Origin of the sequence: Paraburkholderia silviterrae (assembly GCF_004353915.1) — a bacterium.
Lineage (GTDB): Bacteria > Pseudomonadota > Gammaproteobacteria > Burkholderiales > Burkholderiaceae > Paraburkholderia > Paraburkholderia silviterrae.
In genome coordinates this window covers 39,144-56,802 of sequence record NZ_SMRP01000023.1, presented here as the reverse complement: position 1 = coordinate 56,802, position 17,659 = coordinate 39,144, and the positions used below count along the sequence as shown (strand labels likewise).

General features: G+C 66.4%; 19 protein-coding genes. 10 read left to right on the top strand and 9 right to left on the bottom strand.

The window, feature by feature from the left end:
• The first annotated feature begins 114 nt into the window (after positions 1 to 114).
• Together rarD and EYW47_RS31250 are read left to right on the top strand one after the other, a co-directional pair.
• Positions 115 to 1,008, top strand: a complete 894-nt coding sequence (gene rarD, locus EYW47_RS31255; RefSeq protein ID WP_133198675.1) for an EamA family transporter RarD — start codon at positions 115 to 117, stop codon at positions 1,006 to 1,008.
• 196 nt (positions 1,009 to 1,204) lie between these two features.
• Complete coding sequence (locus tag EYW47_RS31250; protein WP_133198674.1) at positions 1,205 to 1,585, top strand: DUF5594 family protein; 381 nt, start codon at positions 1,205 to 1,207, stop codon at positions 1,583 to 1,585.
• A gap of 25 nt (positions 1,586 to 1,610) precedes the next feature.
• Here EYW47_RS31250 and EYW47_RS31245 read toward each other — a convergent pair whose 3' ends face one another.
• The 5 genes from EYW47_RS31245 to EYW47_RS31225 all read right to left on the bottom strand — a co-directional run bounded on the left by EYW47_RS31245 (position 1,611) and on the right by EYW47_RS31225 (position 5,886).
• Positions 1,611 to 2,456 (bottom strand): sulfite exporter TauE/SafE family protein, encoded by an 846-nt coding sequence (locus EYW47_RS31245; protein ID WP_133198673.1) that lies wholly within the window; start codon positions 2,454 to 2,456, stop codon positions 1,611 to 1,613.
• A gap of 385 nt (positions 2,457 to 2,841) precedes the next feature.
• On the bottom strand, positions 2,842 to 4,533 hold the full coding sequence (locus EYW47_RS31240; RefSeq protein WP_133198672.1) for a bifunctional protein tyrosine phosphatase family protein/NAD(P)/FAD-dependent oxidoreductase: 1,692 nt from the start codon (positions 4,531 to 4,533) through the stop codon (positions 2,842 to 2,844).
• Between the two features lie 18 nt (positions 4,534 to 4,551).
• Entirely contained in the window at positions 4,552 to 5,046 is a 495-nt protein-coding gene (locus EYW47_RS31235) for a YeeE/YedE family protein (protein ID WP_133198671.1), read from the bottom strand.
• A gap of 1 nt (position 5,047) precedes the next feature.
• Entirely contained in the window at positions 5,048 to 5,536 is a 489-nt protein-coding gene (locus EYW47_RS31230; protein WP_133198670.1) for a YeeE/YedE family protein, read from the bottom strand.
• Positions 5,533 to 5,886: an ArsR/SmtB family transcription factor gene (locus EYW47_RS31225; protein ID WP_133198669.1), complete on the bottom strand. Its 354-nt coding sequence runs from the start codon at positions 5,884 to 5,886 to the stop codon at positions 5,533 to 5,535. Before EYW47_RS31225 ends, EYW47_RS31230 begins: the two co-directional genes overlap by 4 nt.
• A 206-nt stretch (positions 5,887 to 6,092) precedes the next feature.
• Here EYW47_RS31225 and EYW47_RS31220 point away from each other — a divergent pair, with 206 nt between their 5' ends.
• From EYW47_RS31220 to EYW47_RS31210, 3 genes are all read left to right on the top strand, one after another.
• Positions 6,093 to 7,016: an MBL fold metallo-hydrolase gene (locus EYW47_RS31220; RefSeq protein WP_133198668.1), complete on the top strand. Its 924-nt coding sequence runs from the start codon at positions 6,093 to 6,095 to the stop codon at positions 7,014 to 7,016.
• Between the two features lie 172 nt (positions 7,017 to 7,188).
• Positions 7,189 to 8,157, top strand: a complete 969-nt coding sequence (locus tag EYW47_RS31215; protein ID WP_133198667.1) for a quinone oxidoreductase family protein — start codon at positions 7,189 to 7,191, stop codon at positions 8,155 to 8,157.
• 74 nt (positions 8,158 to 8,231) lie between these two features.
• Positions 8,232 to 8,408 (top strand): DUF1427 family protein, encoded by a 177-nt coding sequence (locus EYW47_RS31210; protein WP_133198666.1) that lies wholly within the window; start codon positions 8,232 to 8,234, stop codon positions 8,406 to 8,408.
• A gap of 122 nt (positions 8,409 to 8,530) precedes the next feature.
• On the opposite strand, the gene EYW47_RS31205 is transcribed toward EYW47_RS31210, so the two are convergent.
• Positions 8,531 to 8,983 (bottom strand): host attachment protein, encoded by a 453-nt coding sequence (locus EYW47_RS31205; protein ID WP_165976726.1) that lies wholly within the window; start codon positions 8,981 to 8,983, stop codon positions 8,531 to 8,533.
• Between the two features lie 293 nt (positions 8,984 to 9,276).
• On the opposite strand from EYW47_RS31205, the gene EYW47_RS31200 reads away from it, so the two are divergent.
• A complete protein-coding gene (locus EYW47_RS31200; RefSeq protein ID WP_133198664.1) occupies positions 9,277 to 9,942 on the top strand; it encodes a pyridoxamine 5'-phosphate oxidase family protein in 666 nt (221 codons plus the stop codon).
• 83 nt (positions 9,943 to 10,025) lie between these two features.
• Here EYW47_RS31200 and EYW47_RS31195 read toward each other — a convergent pair whose 3' ends face one another.
• Complete coding sequence (locus EYW47_RS31195) at positions 10,026 to 10,160, bottom strand: entericidin A/B family lipoprotein (protein ID WP_133198663.1); 135 nt, start codon at positions 10,158 to 10,160, stop codon at positions 10,026 to 10,028.
• 175 nt (positions 10,161 to 10,335) lie between these two features.
• Positions 10,336 to 11,442, bottom strand: a complete 1,107-nt coding sequence (locus tag EYW47_RS31190) for an MraY family glycosyltransferase (protein WP_133198662.1) — start codon at positions 11,440 to 11,442, stop codon at positions 10,336 to 10,338.
• 173 nt (positions 11,443 to 11,615) lie between these two features.
• Here EYW47_RS31190 and EYW47_RS31185 point away from each other — a divergent pair, with 173 nt between their 5' ends.
• Positions 11,616 to 12,731: a PLP-dependent cysteine synthase family protein gene (locus tag EYW47_RS31185; protein WP_133198661.1), complete on the top strand. Its 1,116-nt coding sequence runs from the start codon at positions 11,616 to 11,618 to the stop codon at positions 12,729 to 12,731.
• Positions 12,732 to 13,024: 293 nt separating this feature from the next.
• A complete protein-coding gene (locus tag EYW47_RS31180) occupies positions 13,025 to 13,228 on the top strand; it encodes a hypothetical protein (RefSeq protein ID WP_133198660.1) in 204 nt (67 codons plus the stop codon).
• Between the two features lie 14 nt (positions 13,229 to 13,242).
• Here the strand turns inward: EYW47_RS31180 and EYW47_RS31175 are convergent, their stop codons facing one another.
• Positions 13,243 to 14,637, bottom strand: a complete 1,395-nt coding sequence (locus EYW47_RS31175; RefSeq protein WP_240763995.1) for a calcium-binding protein — start codon at positions 14,635 to 14,637, stop codon at positions 13,243 to 13,245.
• Positions 14,638 to 15,134: 497 nt separating this feature from the next.
• On the opposite strand from EYW47_RS31175, the gene EYW47_RS31170 reads away from it, so the two are divergent.
• Both EYW47_RS31170 and EYW47_RS31165 read left to right on the top strand, forming a co-directional pair.
• Positions 15,135 to 16,199, top strand: coding sequence for a sugar transferase (locus tag EYW47_RS31170; protein ID WP_133198659.1), 1,065 nt, complete (start codon positions 15,135 to 15,137; stop codon positions 16,197 to 16,199).
• Between the two features lie 109 nt (positions 16,200 to 16,308).
• On the top strand, positions 16,309 to 17,544 hold the full coding sequence (locus EYW47_RS31165; protein WP_240763994.1) for a polysaccharide biosynthesis/export family protein: 1,236 nt from the start codon (positions 16,309 to 16,311) through the stop codon (positions 17,542 to 17,544).
• The last annotated feature ends 115 nt before the right edge of the window (positions 17,545 to 17,659 follow it).

Here is a 17,659-nt window from a genome sequence, read left to right as displayed (position 1 = left end):
CGCTATTGTCGCAAAACCGGCGGATCGGCGCAGGGTCGGTTCAAATCTCCCCCCAAAATTTGCGGGATAACGCGCGCCGCGCACGGTTGCCTACCCGCCTCAATCAATAGAGTCATGAATCCCGGCATCGCCTACGCCTTTTCCGCCTTCACCATCTGGGGGCTCTTTCCGGTCTACTTCAAGACGCTGCACCAGATTCCCGCCCTCGAGATGCTCGCGCATCGCATGGCGTGGTCGCTCGTGTTCATCCTCGCCGTGCTGCTCGTGCGGCACCACTGGGCCTGGCTGCGGCCCGCGCTGCGCGACAGGCGTCTCATCGCGCGCTTCGCCGCGAGCGCCGTGCTGCTCTCGGCCAACTGGGGCATCTACATCTGGGCCGTGAATGCGGGGCATATCGTCGAGGCGAGCCTCGGCTATTTCATCAATCCGCTCATCAACGTGCTGTTCGGCTATGCCTTCCTGCGCGAGCGGCTGCGCCCGCTGCAATGGTGCGCGGTGGCGGTCGCCGCGCTCGGCGTGGCCTGGCTCACCTGGCAGAACGGCGCGCCGCCGTGGATCAGCCTCGCGCTCGCGCTGACCTTCGGCGGCTACGGCCTGTTGCGCAAAACCGCGCAGCTGGGCGCGCTAGAAGGTCTCGCGCTCGAGACGGTGCTGCTGTTTCCAGTCGCCATCGTCTATCTGACGATCATCGGCATGGCCGGCGCGGGCCATTTCGCGCACGCGCCGCTCGGGCTGCAACTGCTGCTGGCCGCAGCCGGGCCGATCACGGCCGTGCCGCTGCTCCTCTTCGCGGCCGCGGCGCGGCGCATCCCGCTTTCGATGCTCGGCCTCATCCAGTACGTCACGCCCACGCTCCAGCTGCTCACCGGCGTGCTCGTCTATGGCGAGCCGTTTGGCTCGGTGCGCGCGATCGGCTATGGCGCGATCTGGGTCGCACTCGCGCTCTACTCGTTCGAGGGGCTGCGCGCGACGCTGATCGCAGCGCGGCGCGCACGGGAGGCGGCCTGAGCGCCGGCAGCGCGCAACACACAGGCTGTGCGGGTCACGGATCGTCTGACAGGGGTTGGCTCCGGCGCCCGCCTCGCGCTAGCATGTTTCGATGCATGACCCGCTTGGGTTGCCACATGGCGGGCTTTCGCGGTCGTCGATCCGGCCAGCCGCCACGATCAGGACGATCGGCACAAACAGCAGGAGACACCCGCGCATGAGCAGCGCTGCCGTTTACCGCTTCGAAGAAGAATTCGCGCCGCGCATCGCCGCGCGGCTCGCGAGCCAGTTCGGTCCGGAGGTGCGCGCGGAGGTCGTGCCCCACGAGGGGCGCGGGCATCCCACTCGCGTGCGTCTGTGGGGCGTGCCGAGCGAAGTGCGCCATCCCTACGCGTTTGCGTTGAATGTGTCGCTCACGTGGGACGTCGACGAGATCGAACGCCTCATGGAGCCTGGCGGCGAGACGCGCTTCGAGCACTATCTGGAGGCGACGGTGCGCAAGATGGCCTCATGGGAGACGGCGCGCCCGGTGGATTTCACGACCCGCACGCAAGGGGAGCCGGAAGTGCTGATTGGCGGGCTCGATTTCGAAGGCTGAGCTGCGCGACACATGCACGCACGCGTCAGATGCCGCCCGCGAGCGTCATCGCATGAACGGCCTTCACGGCCATGCCCACTGCCACACATCCCGCGAACACCGCAAACGACTGCTGCAGCCGCGCGCCGCTCACATGGCGCGAGAAGCCGCGGCCGCCCAGCATGCCGGCGAGCGCGCCGGCCGCAAACGGCAGCGCATTGAGCCAGAGCATGTGGCCGCTGGCCGCCGACGCGGCCACGCCCGCCGTCGAGACGAGCGCGATGACCGCGAGCGAGGTGGCCACGATGCCCTGCATCGGAATGTCCGACGCGCGCTTGAGCGCGGGCACGATCACGAAGCCGCCGCCCACGCCGAGCAGGCCCGAGAGAAAGCCCGCCGCCGCGCCCGAGAGGGCGAGCGCCTGCGCGCAGGGTGCGGTCCAGTCGAGCTTGCCGCGCTCGAGGTTGAGCCGGCACGGCAGATCGGAGGGGCAGGGTTCGGCGCCGCCTTGCAGATCGTGCTGCGCGCCACGCTTCTGCCGGAACATGCGCCAGGCCACGCGCGCCAGCACGAGCGCGAACACCAGCGTGAGCGGCGCGTCGGGCACGCGGTGCGCAACCCATAGCCCGGCGGGTGAGATGACGGCGCCGGTTGCAGCCATCAGCGCGGCGGCCTTGTAGCGCACCTTGCCTTCGCGCAGCGCGAGCAGGGCGCCGATGCCGGCCGCGAGCGCGACGGCGAACAGGCCGATTGGCGCGGCTTGCGCGACGCCCAGGCCGAGGCCGAACACGAGCAGCGGCACGGCGACAATGGCCCCGCCCGCGCCCGTGAGCGCGAGGATGAGCCCGACGACCGAGCCGAGTGCGGCGCTCACGAGCGTGGCGGCGTCCATGATCCGTGATCTCCTGTGTGTCGACCAGAGTTGGCGCTTTAGCTGTCGGCTGGAGTTAGTGCTTCAGCACTTACTCCAGGCCCATGCAAAGCTCCTTACTCTGGTCCCATGCTTCGCGGTCGACCAGAGTTGGCGCTTTAGCTGTCGGCTGGAGTTAGTGCTTCAGCACTTACTCCAGGCCCATGCAAAGCTCCTTACTCTGGTCCCATGCTTCGCGGTCGACCAGAGTTGGCGTTTTAGCTGTCGGCTGGAGTTAGTGCTTCAGCACTTACTCCAGCCCCATGCAAAGCGCCTTACTCTGGTCCCATACTTCGCGGTCGACCAGAGTTGGAGCAAAGCTCCTTACTCCGGGCCCCTGCAAAGCAGCCAGAGTTGCTGGCAGCGCTCAGCGCTGTGCTTCGGCGGGCGCGGCCCCCGTGAACCACTCGCGGCCCTTGAGCATGCCGCTCCAGTAAAAGCGCGGCAGCACGCTGGCCTTGAGGAACCACATCAGGCGGCGCGCTCGCGTGGGATCGAGCGGAAAGGTGGGCAGCAGCTTGCCGCCGTAGCCGAACTCGGCCAGCACGACCTTGCCTTTTTCGACCGTGAGCGGGCATGAGCCATAGCCGTCGTAGCGATAGCGCAGCGCTTCACCCGCGCGCGCGGCGAGCAGGTTCTCCGCGACGATCACGGCCTGCTTGCGCGCTGCCGCGCCCGTCTTCGCGTTGGGCGCCGAGCACACGTCGCCGAGCGAGAACACATTGGGCCAGCGCGGATGCTGGAGCGTGGCGTGATCGACTTCGCACCAGCCGGCTGCATCGGCGAGCTCGCTGTCGCGGATGAAATCGGGCGGCACCTGCGGCGGCACCACATGGATCATGTCGAAGCGCTTCTCGATGCGCGTGACGTTGCCCTCGGCGTCCTTCGCTTCGAAGGTGGCGCGGCGCGCGGGACCGTCAATGGCGACGAGATTCGACGAGAACGCGAGCTTCGCGTCGTAGCGCTTCACGTACTCCATGAGCGGCGGCACGAAGGTCGGCACGCCGAACAGCACCGCGCCGGCGAGATCGAATTCCACGTTCACTTTGCCGAGCACGCCCGCGTTGAGCCAGTGGTCGCAGGCGAGATACATGGCCTTCTGCGGGGCGCCCGCGCACTTGATTGGCATGGCCGGCTGCGTGAAGAGCGCCGTGCCGCTTCGCATCTGCTGCACGAGCTCCCACGTGTAGGGCGCGAGATCGTAGCGATAGTTCGACGTGACGCCGTTCTTGCCGAGCGTCGCTTCGAGCCCCTCGATGCGCTCCCAGGCGAGCCGCAGCCCGGGCGCCACGATGAGCTGGCGGTACGCGATGGTTTCGCCGTTCGCGAGGCGCACGAGATCCGCTTGCGGCTCCACGCGCTCGGCCGCCGCGCGGATCCACGTCGCGCCGCGCGGGATCACGCTCGCCATCGGGCGGCGCGTCTTCTTCACGTCGTAGGCGCCGCCGCCCACGAGCGTCCACGCGGGCTGGTAGTCGTGGTGGTCATTCGGTTCGATGATCGCGATGCTCAAGCCCGGCTGGCGGCGCAGCAGGCTCGCGCTCACGCAGATGCCCGCGAGGCCGCCGCCAATCACGACCACGTCCCAGCGCTTGCCGGTGCCGCCCGGCGCGGCGTGTTTGTCCGTGCGGTGTTCGCCCCCGTTTCCCTTGCCGTTGTCCCAATCGCACGCTGCTGCCGCTGCGGTGCCCGCCTCGACCGGCGCCGCCACGGGATGCGCTTGCGCGCTCGCCTGCCCGAACTGCCACAGGTTGGTCGCGCGGTTGCCGGTGCGGCAATAGGCGAGCACGGGCGCGGGCATGTCGGCGAGCAACTGCGCGAAGCGCGCGATTTCATCGGGGCCGATCTTGCCCGGCGTGACAGGCAGATAAGCGAATTGCAGGCCGAGCTGCTTCGCGGCTTCGCGGATTTGCGCCGAAGCCGGCTGCGACGGACCGCCTTCGCCGTCGGGCCGGTTGCAGATGACCGAGCGATAGCCGGCTGCGGCGATATCCGCGAGATCGGCGGGCGTGATCTGGTCGGCGCTCGCGAAGCGCGCGTCGTGTTGCACGATTTGCATGGACTCGAATACTCCTGACTAGCTTGAAGAATGGCGGCGCTGCGCGTGGGCCGCGGCAAGGCGCTCGAGCGCGGCGAACAGCGCCATGCCCGCGAGCATGGCGGCCACGAAGAGCCACGCGCGCGGCTGGCCGCTCGCGGCGCTGACGAGCGCGGGACCGGGGCAAAAGCCCGCGAGGCCCCAGCCCGCGCCGAAGGTGACGGCGCCCAGGATCAGGCGCGCATCGACTCGGCGTGTCGTGGGCAACTGCATGGGCGCACCGAGCACGCTTGCGCTGCGCGTGCGGGCGAGACGAAAGCCGATGCCCGCGATGGCGACGGCGCCCGCCATCACGAAGGCAAGCGACGGGTCCCAGCGCCCGGCTAGATCGAGGAAGGCTAGCACCTTGGCCGGGTTCGCCATACCCGAGACGATCAAGCCGAGGCCGAATAGCAGGCCGCAGGCGAAGGCGCTGAGGTTGCGCAGGACATGGCGTGTGGCGTTGCGCGGGACATTGGCGTTGAGCTTGTCCATGTCAGGCTCCCGCGAGGTGGCGCACGGCGAACACGACGATGAAGCCGGCGGCCATGAACAGGCCCGTGGCGACGAACGAGCGCAGCGAGCCGCGCGCGATGCCGCATACGCCGTGGCCGCTGGTGCAGCCCGAGGCGTAGCGCGTGCCGACGCCGACGAGGAGTCCGGCGGCGACGAGCGCTGCTGGCGAGGCATCGATGGTGGGCGACATGGCGCCAGCGCCAAGGGAGGCAAACCCGGTGCCTACTGCGGTGGCGCCCGCGGCAACGAGCCGCCAGAGCCACGGCGCGGCGGCGAGCCCCGCGACGAACGCGAGACGCCAGGCGCGCTCCCCGTACACCCCGCGCACGCTCTGCAGCAGGCCGCCGACGATGCCGCTGATGCCCGCGACGCGCCCGTTGCCGAGCACGAAGAGCGCGGCGGCGGCGCCGATCATGAGGCCGCCCGCAAAGGAGGTGAGCGGCGTGAAGTGGGCCAGGTCGAGGTTCACGACGAACGCACCGGCTGCGCCGAATGGAGCTTGAGCCGGCCGCAGTAGAGGCTCGAAAGCGTCTGCATGACCTGGATGACCTCGTGGCTTGCGAGCCGATAGTAGATGTACTTGCCTTCGCGGCGCGTCTCGACGAGACCTTCCTCGCGCAGCACGCCGAGATGCTGCGAGAGACTCGGCTGATGCACGCCGACGAGCGCTTCGAGCTCGCCCACGTTGCGCTCGCCTTCGGTGAGCTGGCACAAGAGGAGCAGGCGGTCTTCGTGCGCGAGCGCCTTGAGCAGGGCGCAGCACTTCTCTGCGGATTCGCGCAGCGCCTCGCGCGCTTCAGGGGGGAGCGGTGAATTCATGTGTCGTGGCGCTGAGCGCTGAATGGGGCGATGAACGCGGGGTACGGAAACATTGACGTTCGTCGCCTGACAGTTGGTTGACAAACATTATATCGATTAATAATATGTGTTTCAATAAATCATAGGCCGGTCGAGCCTCGTCTTCAACGCGTATTTCCCACGCATTCAGCAGCCAACCATCACGTCAAGGCCGCATGGAGTCCCCGATGTCCGAGTCCGCCCCCGTTCTCACGAGCGCCGCGCCCGCCGTGCCAGGCACCACCGCCACCGCCGGCACCATCGTCGAGCCGTTCTTCGACCCGGTCACGGCCACCGTCACTTACGTCGTGCACTCGGGGCGCGGCTCGGTGTGCGCGATCGTCGATCCGGTGCTCGACTACGACCCGAAGTCGGGGCGCACCTCCACGGAATCGGCCGAGCGCGTGATCGCGTTCGTGCGCGAATATGCGCTCACGGTGCAATGGCTGCTGGAGACGCATGCGCACGCCGACCATCTTTCGGCGGCGCCGTACCTGAAGCAGCAGCTGGGCGGCAAGATTGCGATCGGCGAGCACATCCGCCACGTGCAAGGCGTGTTCGGCGCGGTGTTCAACATGGACGCCACGCTCGCCGCCGACGGCAGCGAGTTCGACCATCTCTTCAAGGACGAGGAGCGCTTCGAAGTCGGCCCGCTCGCGGCGCGCGCGATGCACGTGCCGGGCCACACGCCGGCCGACCTTGCTTATCAAATCGGCGACGCGCTGTTCGTGGGCGACACGCTCTTCATGCCCGACGTGGGGTCGGCGCGCTGCGACTTTCCGGGCGGCGATGCGCACACGCTCTACCGCTCGGTGCGCAAGCTACTGGAAATGCCCGGCGAGACGCGCCTGTTCATGTGCCACGACTATCCGCCCGAGTCGCGCGGCCCGAGCTTCGAAACCACCGTGAACGCCCAGCGCCGCGGCAACATCCACTTGAACGATGGGGTGACCGAGGACGCCTTCGTGCAGATGCGCACCGCGCGCGACCGCACGCTCGCCATGCCCAATCTGATCCTGCCGTCGATCCAGGTGAATATTCGCGCTGGGCGCATGCCCGAGCCCGAGGACAACGGCGTGCGTTATCTCAAGATTCCGTTGAACGCGCTTTGATTCCCCGCGCCGACTTCCCGCTCCGATCGGGCGCTCCGATTGCCGGTTGTCCGAAATTCGAAAGCATCTGTCCACTCGACTGCATGCCGGCAATTTAGACTCCGCAACATGTCCTCGCGGCTTCGCCCACCCAAGGCGAAGCCGGCCACCATGATCCAAGCGGAGTCACGCCATGAAAGCCATCCAGTTCAAGACCTTCGGCACGCCCGACGTGCTCGAGCTCATCGAGCTGCCGACGCCCGCGCCCGCGGCCGGCAGCGCGCTCGTGCAGGTGAAAAGCGCCTCGGTCAATCCCAGCGACGTGAAGAACGTCTCCGGCCACTTCGATCACACCGCGCCGCCGCGCGTGCCAGGGCGCGATTTCAGCGGCGTGGTGACGGCCGGCCCGAGCGACTGGCTCGGCGCCGAAGTCTGGGGCACGGGCGGCGATATCGGCTTCACGCGCGACGGCACGCACGCCGAGTTCATCGAAATTCCGCTGGCGGCGCTCGCGCGCAAGCCCGCGTCGCTCACGCATGAGCAGGCCGCTTCGATCGGCGTGAATTTCGTGGTGGGCTGGCTTGGCACCGTCGATTACGCGCAGCTCGCCGCGGGCGAGACGATCGCCGTGATTGGCGTGTCGGGCGGCGTGGGCGGCGCGGTCACGCAGATCGCGAAGGCGCGCGGTGCGCGCGTGATCGGTGTCGGACGCGAGGCGCCGCCTGCCGACTCGCCGGCGGCGCGCCTGATCGACGCCTTCGTGCCGATGGACGGCGACACGGCCCGGCGCGTGCGCGAGCTGACCGGTGGCGCGGGCGCCGACGTGGTCTACGACGCCGTGGGCGGCGTCGCGTTCGAGCTGGCGCTCGCGCTCGCGAAGCGGCGTGGCCGGGTGGTCGAGATCAGCGCCACGGGCAAGCGGCGCGTGGAGTTCGATCTGATCGACTTCTATCACAACGAGACGCAGCTTTTCGGCGCCGATAGCGCCAAGCTGGGCGTCGTGGAGTCCGCGCCGATCATGCGTGCGCTCGCCGAGGCGTTCGATGCCGGGCGCTTCGCCGCGCCGGTGGTGGCCGAGCGCTATCCGCTCGAGCGCGCGCGCGATGCCTATGCGGCCGTTGCCGCGGGCACGCCGGGGCGCGTCGTGATCGACATCGCCTGATGCGCCTCGCCGTCGCAGGCCAGGTCCAGCGACGACCCATGACAACAATCACAGCCCGGCACGGGAGCCCGACGATGAAGGCTTATCTGGTTTCGTTCGCCGTGGGCGCGCTCGTAGGCCTCATCTATAGCCTGCTCGACGTGAAGTCGCCCGCGCCGCCCACGATCGCGCTCATCGGCCTGCTCGGCATGCTGGCGGGCGAGCACGTGCTTGGCTTCGCGCGCACCTGCATTGCCCATCTCGCGGGCTGATCGCGGGCGAGGCGTGCCAGCGGCGGCGGTGGCGCATAGGCCACCGGCCGACGCCGCCGGCGCGCCGCCAACTCAACGCGCGCAACCCGGACAACAGACTGCGCGCAGCCCGCGAAGGGGCCTCAGGCCTGTGCCCGCACCAGCCGTTCGGGAAAATGCGTGCGCAGCGTGCGCGCGTCGAGCAGCGCGAGGTCCTTGTCGAGCTCGAGCGTGACGAGGCTGCGCGTCTGCGCGTCGAGCGCCTTGCGCAGCGCGCCGAGGAACGCGGGCGGCGCGGCCAGCACGAGCGTGCCGTAGCGGCCGTCGTTGCGGGCCTTGGCGAGCGTTGTCGCAACCTGCGACGCGAACAGGCTGGTCTCGCGCTCGTGGTGCTGGGTGTCGGGATCGCTCTGCTGGCGGCCAGCGGCGGAGCGCTCGGTGCGCCCCGAGCGGTCGCTCACGAGGCTCTGTTCGGGCACGCGGCTTTCCGGGTGGAGCAGCGTCTCGATTTCCTCGATGGCGCCCAGCGGACTTTCCGTCGCGAAGATGCGTGCGGTCACGCGGTTGGCGACGACGACCCAGATCATGTTCGACATGCTTGCCTCCCTGCCAGTGCTTCGGCGCAACATCGGGCCGAAGCGGTGAGTGGATTCGCGCGGCGCGGCGCGAACATCAAGGGTAGCGCGTTCGCGATTTGCGGCGGCGCGGCATGCGCGGCCGGTGCGTCGGATGCGCCCGGGCGTGCGTCGTCGGGTGCTTCATGGCGACCCGCGGCACGCGCCGTGTCCTTCCGGGTTTCGGGAGGATGATTCCCGTGGGCGTGGGATTCTCTTTCCCGATGCAAGGATCTATCTTGCAGGCTCGAGAGCGCGCAGTGAGGGAATCGCAAATGGAACCTTCCGCAATCCGTTATACGAGCGACGTAGCGTTCACGCCAACAGTCAAGGCCATGCAGGCGCGGCTCGGCTCGCGCGAAATCTATGCACGCATGGAAGCGCAGCGCGGCTTCGGCACCGACCTCACGCCGGACGTGAGCGCGTTCATCGAGGCGCAGCGCAGTGTGTTTCTCGCTACCGCGAACGCCGATGGCCAGCCCTACATCCAGCATCGCGGCGGCCCAGCCGGGTTTTTGCACGTGCTGGACGCGCGCACCGTCGCGTTTGCGGATTTCATCGGCAATCAGCAATACATCACGCTCGGTAACCTGAAGGACAACCCGAAGGCGTATCTGTTCCTGATCGATTATGCGCGGCGCAGGCGCATCAAGATTTGGGGCGAGGCGCGCGTCGTGGAGGACGCGGCGCTGGTCGAGCGGCTCATGCCGGCGGGCTACAAGGCGCGCGCCGGGCGGGCGATCGAGTTCACGGTGACGGCATGGGACAGCAACTGCCCGCAGCATATTCCGCAGCGCTTCGAGGCCGAGGACGTGAAGGCGGCGCTCGATGCGCGCGACGAGCGCATCCGGGAGATGGAGGAAGCGGTGGTGCGGCAGGAGTCGCGTGCCCGGGAGCTGGAGGCGGAGGTGGCGCGCCTGCGGAAGTTGGTGCGCGATTAGACAGGCCAGAACGAGCCAAACGAACAGGGCCGGTCAGGCAGCGCCCAGGCGAAGCGTGGCCGGCCCCAGCGATCCCGGCTACTTTACTTGACCTTCTCTGCTTCGTTCGTGATGGCGTTGCCACCCTTTGAAATGTCTTCGCCGGCGCCGGCGATGGTATTGCACGCGGTAAGCGTGACGGCGAAGAGGGCAAGGGCAATCGCAAGATAACGGCTCATGTCGGCTCTCCTGGTGTTTCCAATGGACGTCGGGTGCACGCTGGATTGGCTTTGCCGAAACACGTGCGCCGCGTGCGGGAATTGTACGCGTGAACCGGGGACACATGCGCGGGCGCGGCGCCGGCCGGTTTTTTGCGCGCAGTTGCGCGCGTTTTCCCGCTAGATGTCCATTTGCTCAGGTGCGGCGATGGCGCTTGCGCACCACGAGCCATTTGGGCGAGCGGAACCGCACGATGCTCACATAGAGCCAGACATAAGTGAGCGCGAACACCACCACGAAGCAGAACAGGTGCAGCGTGTGACGCCAGAACAGCGTGGCCGGAATTACGGCGACGAGGCACAGCAGCCACAGGTAGGGCGAGGTGAGCGAGTTGCGGCGCGTGAGCTCGCGCGCGGTGCGCGCGCCGACGGCCCAGCGCATGAGGCGCTTGTAGACGAGCATGTGCAGGTGCACGCCGTCGGGAATGCCCGGCGACATGCCGCGCACGAACTTCTTCCGGTAGATCGAGAAGCAGGTCTCGAAGATCGGGTACATGAACAGCAGCACGGGATACCACGCCGACACGTCGCGGTTGCGCATCACGAGCAGGATCGCCAGCTCCCCCAGCATGAAGCCGATGAAGTAGGCGCCGCCGTCGCCGAGGAAGATCAGGCCCGCCGGGAAGTTCCAGATGAAGAAGCCCAGCACTGCGCCCATCATGATGAACGAGGCCGAGAGGACGACCGCGTCGTGCACCTGGAACGCCACGTAGGCGAGCGAGGCGAACATCATGAACGCGACCATCGAGGCGAGGCCGTTGAAGCCGTCGATGATATTGATCGCGTTGGCGAGCGCCGCCACGGCCAGCACGGTGATGACGCACGAGATGGCCGCGTACGAGAGCAGGAAGTCGAGCGGCGGCACGCTGATGCGCGTGACCGCGATGCCGAGCACGAAGTATGCGAGCGCGGCGGCGGCCATGGTGCAGATGAGGCGCGCAAGCGGCGAGACGCGCTTGGTGAGGTCCTCGACGAGCCCCGAGGCGAACGCGGGCATGCCGCACGCGACGATGCCGAGGATGCCGCCCGATACGGCCGGATACGCGAAATGCAGCTGCGCCGCCGCGACCACGAGGCCGACCAGGATGCCTGTGCCGCCGATGCGCGGCACGGGGCGCACGTGGAATTTCTGCACGCCCGCAAGGTCGGAGTCGACGGAGAACCTTTCATGCAGATGCGCATAACGCACGATCAGCAGCGTGACCAGCAGCGAGACAAGAAAGCCGAGTGCGAAACTAAGCATGAAAGGTGAACGCAGGGCGAGAAGAGGGAATCCGGGATTATACAAAGGCGGCGTGGCGCTTTCGGCGCGCGACCAGTGCTGCCCGTGAAGCTGGCGCCAGGGCGCGCATCCTGGGCGCCCCGCGCGTGCCCTTGTGCCATGATGGCCGGACCCTCATCCAACGGATTTCGCCCATGCCCCATTCCGCCTGGGTTCGCGAAGCGATCCGCAAGATCGACGCGGACTTCAACCGCTCCGCCGACACGCATCTCGTCCCGCTCGACCTGCCCGGCTATCCCGACCTGCGCTTCTATCTGAAGGACGAGTCGAGCCATCCCACCGGCAGCCTCAAGCACCGGCTCGCGCGCTCGCTTTTCCTCTATGCGCTGTGCAACGGCTGGCTCAACGAGAAAAGCACCGTGGTCGAGGCGTCGAGCGGCTCGACCGCGATCTCCGAAGCCTATTTCGCACGCCTGCTCGGGCTGCCGTTCGTGGCGGTGATCCCGGCCAGCACTTCGCGCATGAAGATCGAGGAAATCGAGTTCTATGGCGGGCGCTGCCACCTCGTGAACACGGCTTCGGAGATCTACGAGGAGTCGCACCGCATCGCGCAAGCGCTGGGCGGCCACTTCATGGACCAGTTCACCTACGCCGAGCGCGCGACCGACTGGCGCGCCAACAACAATATCGCCGAATCGATCTTCAGGCAGATGGCGGCCGAAGAGCATCCCGTGCCCGCCTGGCTCGTTTCGAGCGGCGGCACCGGCGGCACGATCGCCACGCTCGGGCGCTACGTGCGCTATCGGCGGCACCTTACTCGCGTGCTGTGCGCCGACCCGGAGAACTCAGTGTTCTTCGATTATTTCCGCAGCGTGGTGGCGGGCAGGCCCGAGGCCGGGCTCACGCTCGAGACCGGCTCGCGCGTGGAAGGCATCGGCCGCCCGCGCGTGGAGCGCTCGTTCATTCCCACCTGCATCGACGCCATGGTCAAGGTGCCCGACGCGCTGTCTTTCGCGGCCATGCGCTACCTCGCCGGGCGCCTCGGCAAGCGCGTGGGCGGCTCGACGGGCACGAACTTCGTCGGTGTGCTCTGGCTCGCCGAGCGCATGAAGGCGCGCGGCGAATCGGGCTCGATCGTGAGTCTCTTGTGCGACAGCGGCGAGCGCTATCGGTCGACCTATTACGACGACGCGTGGTTCGTGGCGCAAGGCATCGATCTCGCGGGCGCCGAGGGGTGGATCGCGCGCGCCGTGCAAGGCGAGCCCGTGTTCGCGATGGCCAGCGCCGGGGTGGAGGCAGCCGGGCTTTAAAGGGGGGCGGCTGCCCGCCATGCGTGTTTCTGGCGCTTCGGCGGCGGCGAATACGCGTGATAGTATGGCGCGCCCACGCCGGGTCAGGCGCCCATTGAAGGGCCACCGCTGCGTCAAACCTATTCCGCCATTGCGCCCGCGCTCGCGGGCGCTTTATTGCCGATGCCCCAGGAGCACGCTCAACATCGCGCTCAAGATCACCGGCACGCCGAACGCACCGGGCAGCCTCCCGCGAACGACGCTGAGCGCCCGCTCGTGTCGATGCGGCTCATCGCCCACAACCAGGCGAGCGCATGCGCGCGCTCCTCGTGCCCAAGCTTGCGCGCGAACGCTACGTGCGCGATCTCATCGCAGCGTCTGGATTTGCCGCGCGCCTCGCGCTGGCACTGCGCAGACCGCATCTGAAGCTCGGCTTTCGCATCCGGATGTTCCTTTATGCAGCGTGTCCCGGCGTGTATCGGCCGTTTTTTGCACTGCGTGATTTCGTGAGGCACTAACAGCTCAACAAGGCTCAAGAGCGGGGTGCGCCAGCGAGCGTCACTTCCAGCAGGAGCGGGTGGTCAGGTACGGCTACACCGAGCTTGCGCACGTCCCGATGGTTGGCGAGCGGTGCTGCCGACACACTCGGATCGTAAATATCGACACGGCTTGCCATCGTTCCGAAGTCGACTTCCACATTTGCGGGCGGACTGCTGAGCGGCGTGCCTGTCGCGTGGTCCCAGATCCGCGTTTCGTTCCACAGCACCAGCACGAAGCGGCCGTCCTTCTTCTGCAGCAGCAGGCTGTTTGCCGACACCGGCATGCCGGATAACGAATAGGCCAGCGCGCCATGTGCTGCCCCGTTGACCTGATGCCCGGAGTCGGCGCGCAGAATCGACGTGAGATCATGGATTGCTTGAGCCACGCGCTTTGGGCTGTTGTCGTTGCGAAAGAGTCCGAAGTGCATCTCGCTGCTCTTGTTCTCCGGATCGGGCTTTTGGTCGAGCAGTTCGTAGACGTAGGTCCGCTTCACGCCTGCCGCTGCCGCATCCATGTAGCCGTTGAGCACGCCTTTCGCCTGCGTTGGCTCGTCGACGCCAATCATGTACCAGCCCGACTGCGGCAACGAGAAGTAGCCGAATTCGGTGATCACTATCGGCAGTTCGAACTTCTTGACGTTTTCGATAGCGTAGCCCAGCCATTTGTCGCCGTTCGCTTCGTACGAGGGTTGTTCGCCATTCTGCGGATAGAAGTGCTGATTCGCGTAGTCGGCGGCGTTCGCGCGGCTTTCGACGGGCTTGGTCGCGTAGCCGGTGAGGTCGTAGACCGCCACGCCCGCAAGTTCTCGAGCACCGTGTACGCGCGTGTAGAGCTCGTGTTGGGCGGCGAGTCCGGCGGCGGGGCCGGTTAGGCCGCCATAGGTCACCGGCCAGTTGTCGATCTCGTTGAAGCCCTCGACGGACGCGACGCGGCCCGGTACCGCGATGCTCAGGCGCTTGATTTGTTCGATCGACTCCGCAATGTTCTGGTGAATCAGGAAGTCGAACTTGATGCCGCGCTGCGCGAGATAGACATAGCTCGAGAACGGCGCGGCGCCGCTGGCGGGCGACGCGTCGCGAACATGGCGAATGCCGAGCCATGCCAGATCGTCGGCGACGTTGTGCACATTCGCGTAAGCACCGTCTGTGTAATTGACGTGCGTGTTGACGGCAAGCGTCTCGATGAAGGCGTCGGCGGACATGGCGCGCACCGCATCGCCAGCTTGCGCCGACGACGCGCACGCGAGCGCGACAAGGGCCGTCGCGAGAATATTCGCCATGCACGTACCAAACCCTATGCGCGCCTTTGCGATGCGCCGGTGTCGTGATTCATCCGAGATGGTTGTGTGAGCGAGCAGCCAGGTCGAGATTACTACGGGATCCTTCACGACATATTCCTCGCGTGGGGCGACCGCCGGCTTCGAGCACCTTGCCTCATGCGGGCGTCGCTGAACCGTTGCTTGTGCAGCGCAGCCATTTTGACGTGTCGCGGCGAGCTCGTGTGTGGGACGGCGCACGGGCGGGCATGACGAGCAACGCTCGCATTCCATTTGCAACGCAGGTCACGCTGGCGACACAGATCACGCGTGCATATACCTAAAGCGGGGCGAGCCGCACGAGCCCCAAATGCATAACCAGCACTTGCAGATCCACCTCCCGTGCACAGGCCATATTCGTCTGCGAAATAGGCAATCGTCTTACCCAGAGCGTTCAGCGATCAAGCGGGATTTGAAAACGATCATACGAAGTTGGTGGGATTGCGCACGGTTCCAGGATTGCTCGTTTCGTAATGTGTTGCTGTGGCTTATCAGGTCGTTCGTTTGCAGCCGACGACTGCGACCGACCATGAAAGTCTGACGAATACGACTCGCACTGGGGTAGGGATATGTATGAGCTAACGCAGCGCGCGATCGACATCGCGCTGATTGTGCTTGGCGCTATATGCGCCGTCCACCTGAACCCGAATTTCGCGCTGGCGGGTGCCGTGCATCACCCCGACCCAACGCTGGTGGCGTTCTGCGCAGCGCTCGCCTTGTCCGTGTTCCCCGCTTGCGGGACCTACGGCTCGCGCGGCAGCCGTTCGCTTTTCAGTGTTGCGGGCCGCACCGCCCTCGCCTGGCTCGCGGTGCAGTTCTGTGGCCTCGTGCTGCTCTACGCGATTCATCACGATCATCTGCTCGCGTTGCCGTGGTTCATCTACTGGACGTTGACTACAGGTATTGCGCTGCTGGCGTCGCACACGCTGTTCTTTGCAGAATTCAGCGTGCTGCGGCTCACGCGTGCGTGGTGGCGCCGCGAGCCGCTCGAGGTCGCGCCGCGCAGCGCAGTGCGCCGTGCCGTCCTGGGGCATGCCATGAAGCGGGTCTTCGACATCGTCGCCGCAGTGGGAGGAATCATCGTACTTTCTCCAGTGCTCATTGTCATCGCACTGTTGGTCCGGTGTGATGGCGGGTCGGTGTTATACGGGCACACCCGAATCGGGCGTCACGGCAAAACATTCCGTTGTCTGAAGTTTCGTTCGATGGTGGTGAATTCGGAGCAGGTACTCAAGGAGCTGCTCGCGAGCGATCCCGAGGCGCGCGCCGAATGGGAGCGCGAATTCAAGCTCAAGAACGACGTGCGCGTGACGCGGATCGGCCACTTTCTGCGCCGCACGAGTCTCGATGAATTGCCGCAGATCTGGAATGTTCTGCGCGGCGAGATGAGCTTTGTCGGCCCGCGGCCGATTATCGACCAGGAACTGGCGCGCTACGGCGAGGCCAGTCAGTACTACCTGATGGTGACGCCGGGCATCACCGGCCTGTGGCAGGTGAGCGGGCGCAACGACATTGACTACGCGACACGGGTGTTGCTCGACGTTGCCTATGTGAAGAATTGGACCTTCCACACGGATATGGGAATCCTGTTCAAGACGTTCTTCGTGGTGATTCGCGGTAACGGCGCGTATTGAGCAGAACAAAGACGCTGCGCCGGATAAGGATGCCAGCTTCCCGGAGCGATCGGGAACGAGCCGGCACGTCTGCAACGGGGTTGGATGTAGCGGGAATTGGAGTATCGCAATGGGACTGAATGCGAAGGAATCGAGCGGAGCTACGCTCGCGCGCATCGCGCACAATTGTGCAGCGTTTGGAGCGTTACGCCGCCAGGCGAGGTGTGTCGTGTGGCTGGCGCTCGCGGGGCTGAGCGGTTGCGCCCTGTCGCCGGGCATGACGTTCAACGCGCCGCGGGGTGGCGCCGACGTCGCGGCTAGCACGACATCCGGTGCGCCGGTGCCGGACAGCGTAGTGGCCAAGGGGGTCGTGGGTGCGCCATCCGGCCAGGTCATCGAGATCACGGGCCAGCTGGTGGAAAAAGAAGCCGCGCAGCGGCCCAAGGGAATTCCCGCGGATGTCGAGAAGCTTTTTTCCAACCCCAAGCCGTACGAGATCGGGCCTGGCGACATTCTCAGCATTGTGGTCTGGGACCATCCCGAACTCAACTTGCCCCCGACGGGCGGCGGCGGCGACGGCGCCGCGGGGGCCAATACCGTTGCGCCGGGCTATACCGTCGACACCAACGGCTATATTCAGTATGCCTATATTGGTCCGATGAAGGTCGAGGGTCTCTCGGAGATGGGCGTTCGCGACGCCCTTGCGGCGAAGCTTGCGCGCTACGTGCGCGAGCCGCAGGTCACTGTGCGCATCCAGACGTACCGCAGCAAGCGCGTGTATCTGGATGGTGAGGTCAAGACGCCGGGTGTGGAGGTGCTCAACGACAGACCCATGACCTTGCCCGAGGCGATCAACCGGGCGGGCGGTTTCACCGCCAACGCCGACCGTTCGCATGTCGCGGTGACGCGCGGCGACACCACGGTGAACGTTGACATGCCGGAAATGATTCGCAAGGGTTTCAATCCCGATCGCGTCATGCTGGGTGACGGCGATCTCGTGCGTGTCTACGCGCAGACGGACAGCAAGGTATTCGTGGTCGGCGAAGTGGAGCGCCCGGGCGGCGTGGTCTTCAACAACGGACATATGTCACTGAACGAGGCGATCGGCAACGCGGGCGGGATTAACCAGGCGTCGGGCGATGCCTCTCAGGTCTATGTCGTGCGCGGACGCGATACCGGCAAGCCGGTCGTGTTCCACCTCGACGCCAGCAATGCCGCCGCAATGGCTACGGCCGATTCGTTCGATCTCAAGCCCAACGATGTCGTGTTCGTCGATACGTCTGCTCTCGTGAAGTGGAGCCGTGTCATCAGCCTGATCTTACCGACGACCCAAGCCGCCGCGGCCTCCCGCGCGGTGGGCTATTGATGCCGGCATGAACGCGCGCCCGCCATGGCGGCGCGTCACCGTATGAAGAGGACAAAATGATTCAGCGCGATTACATGCTTGAAGGGCCAGCAGAAGTGGTTTTGCCTCAAGCGCC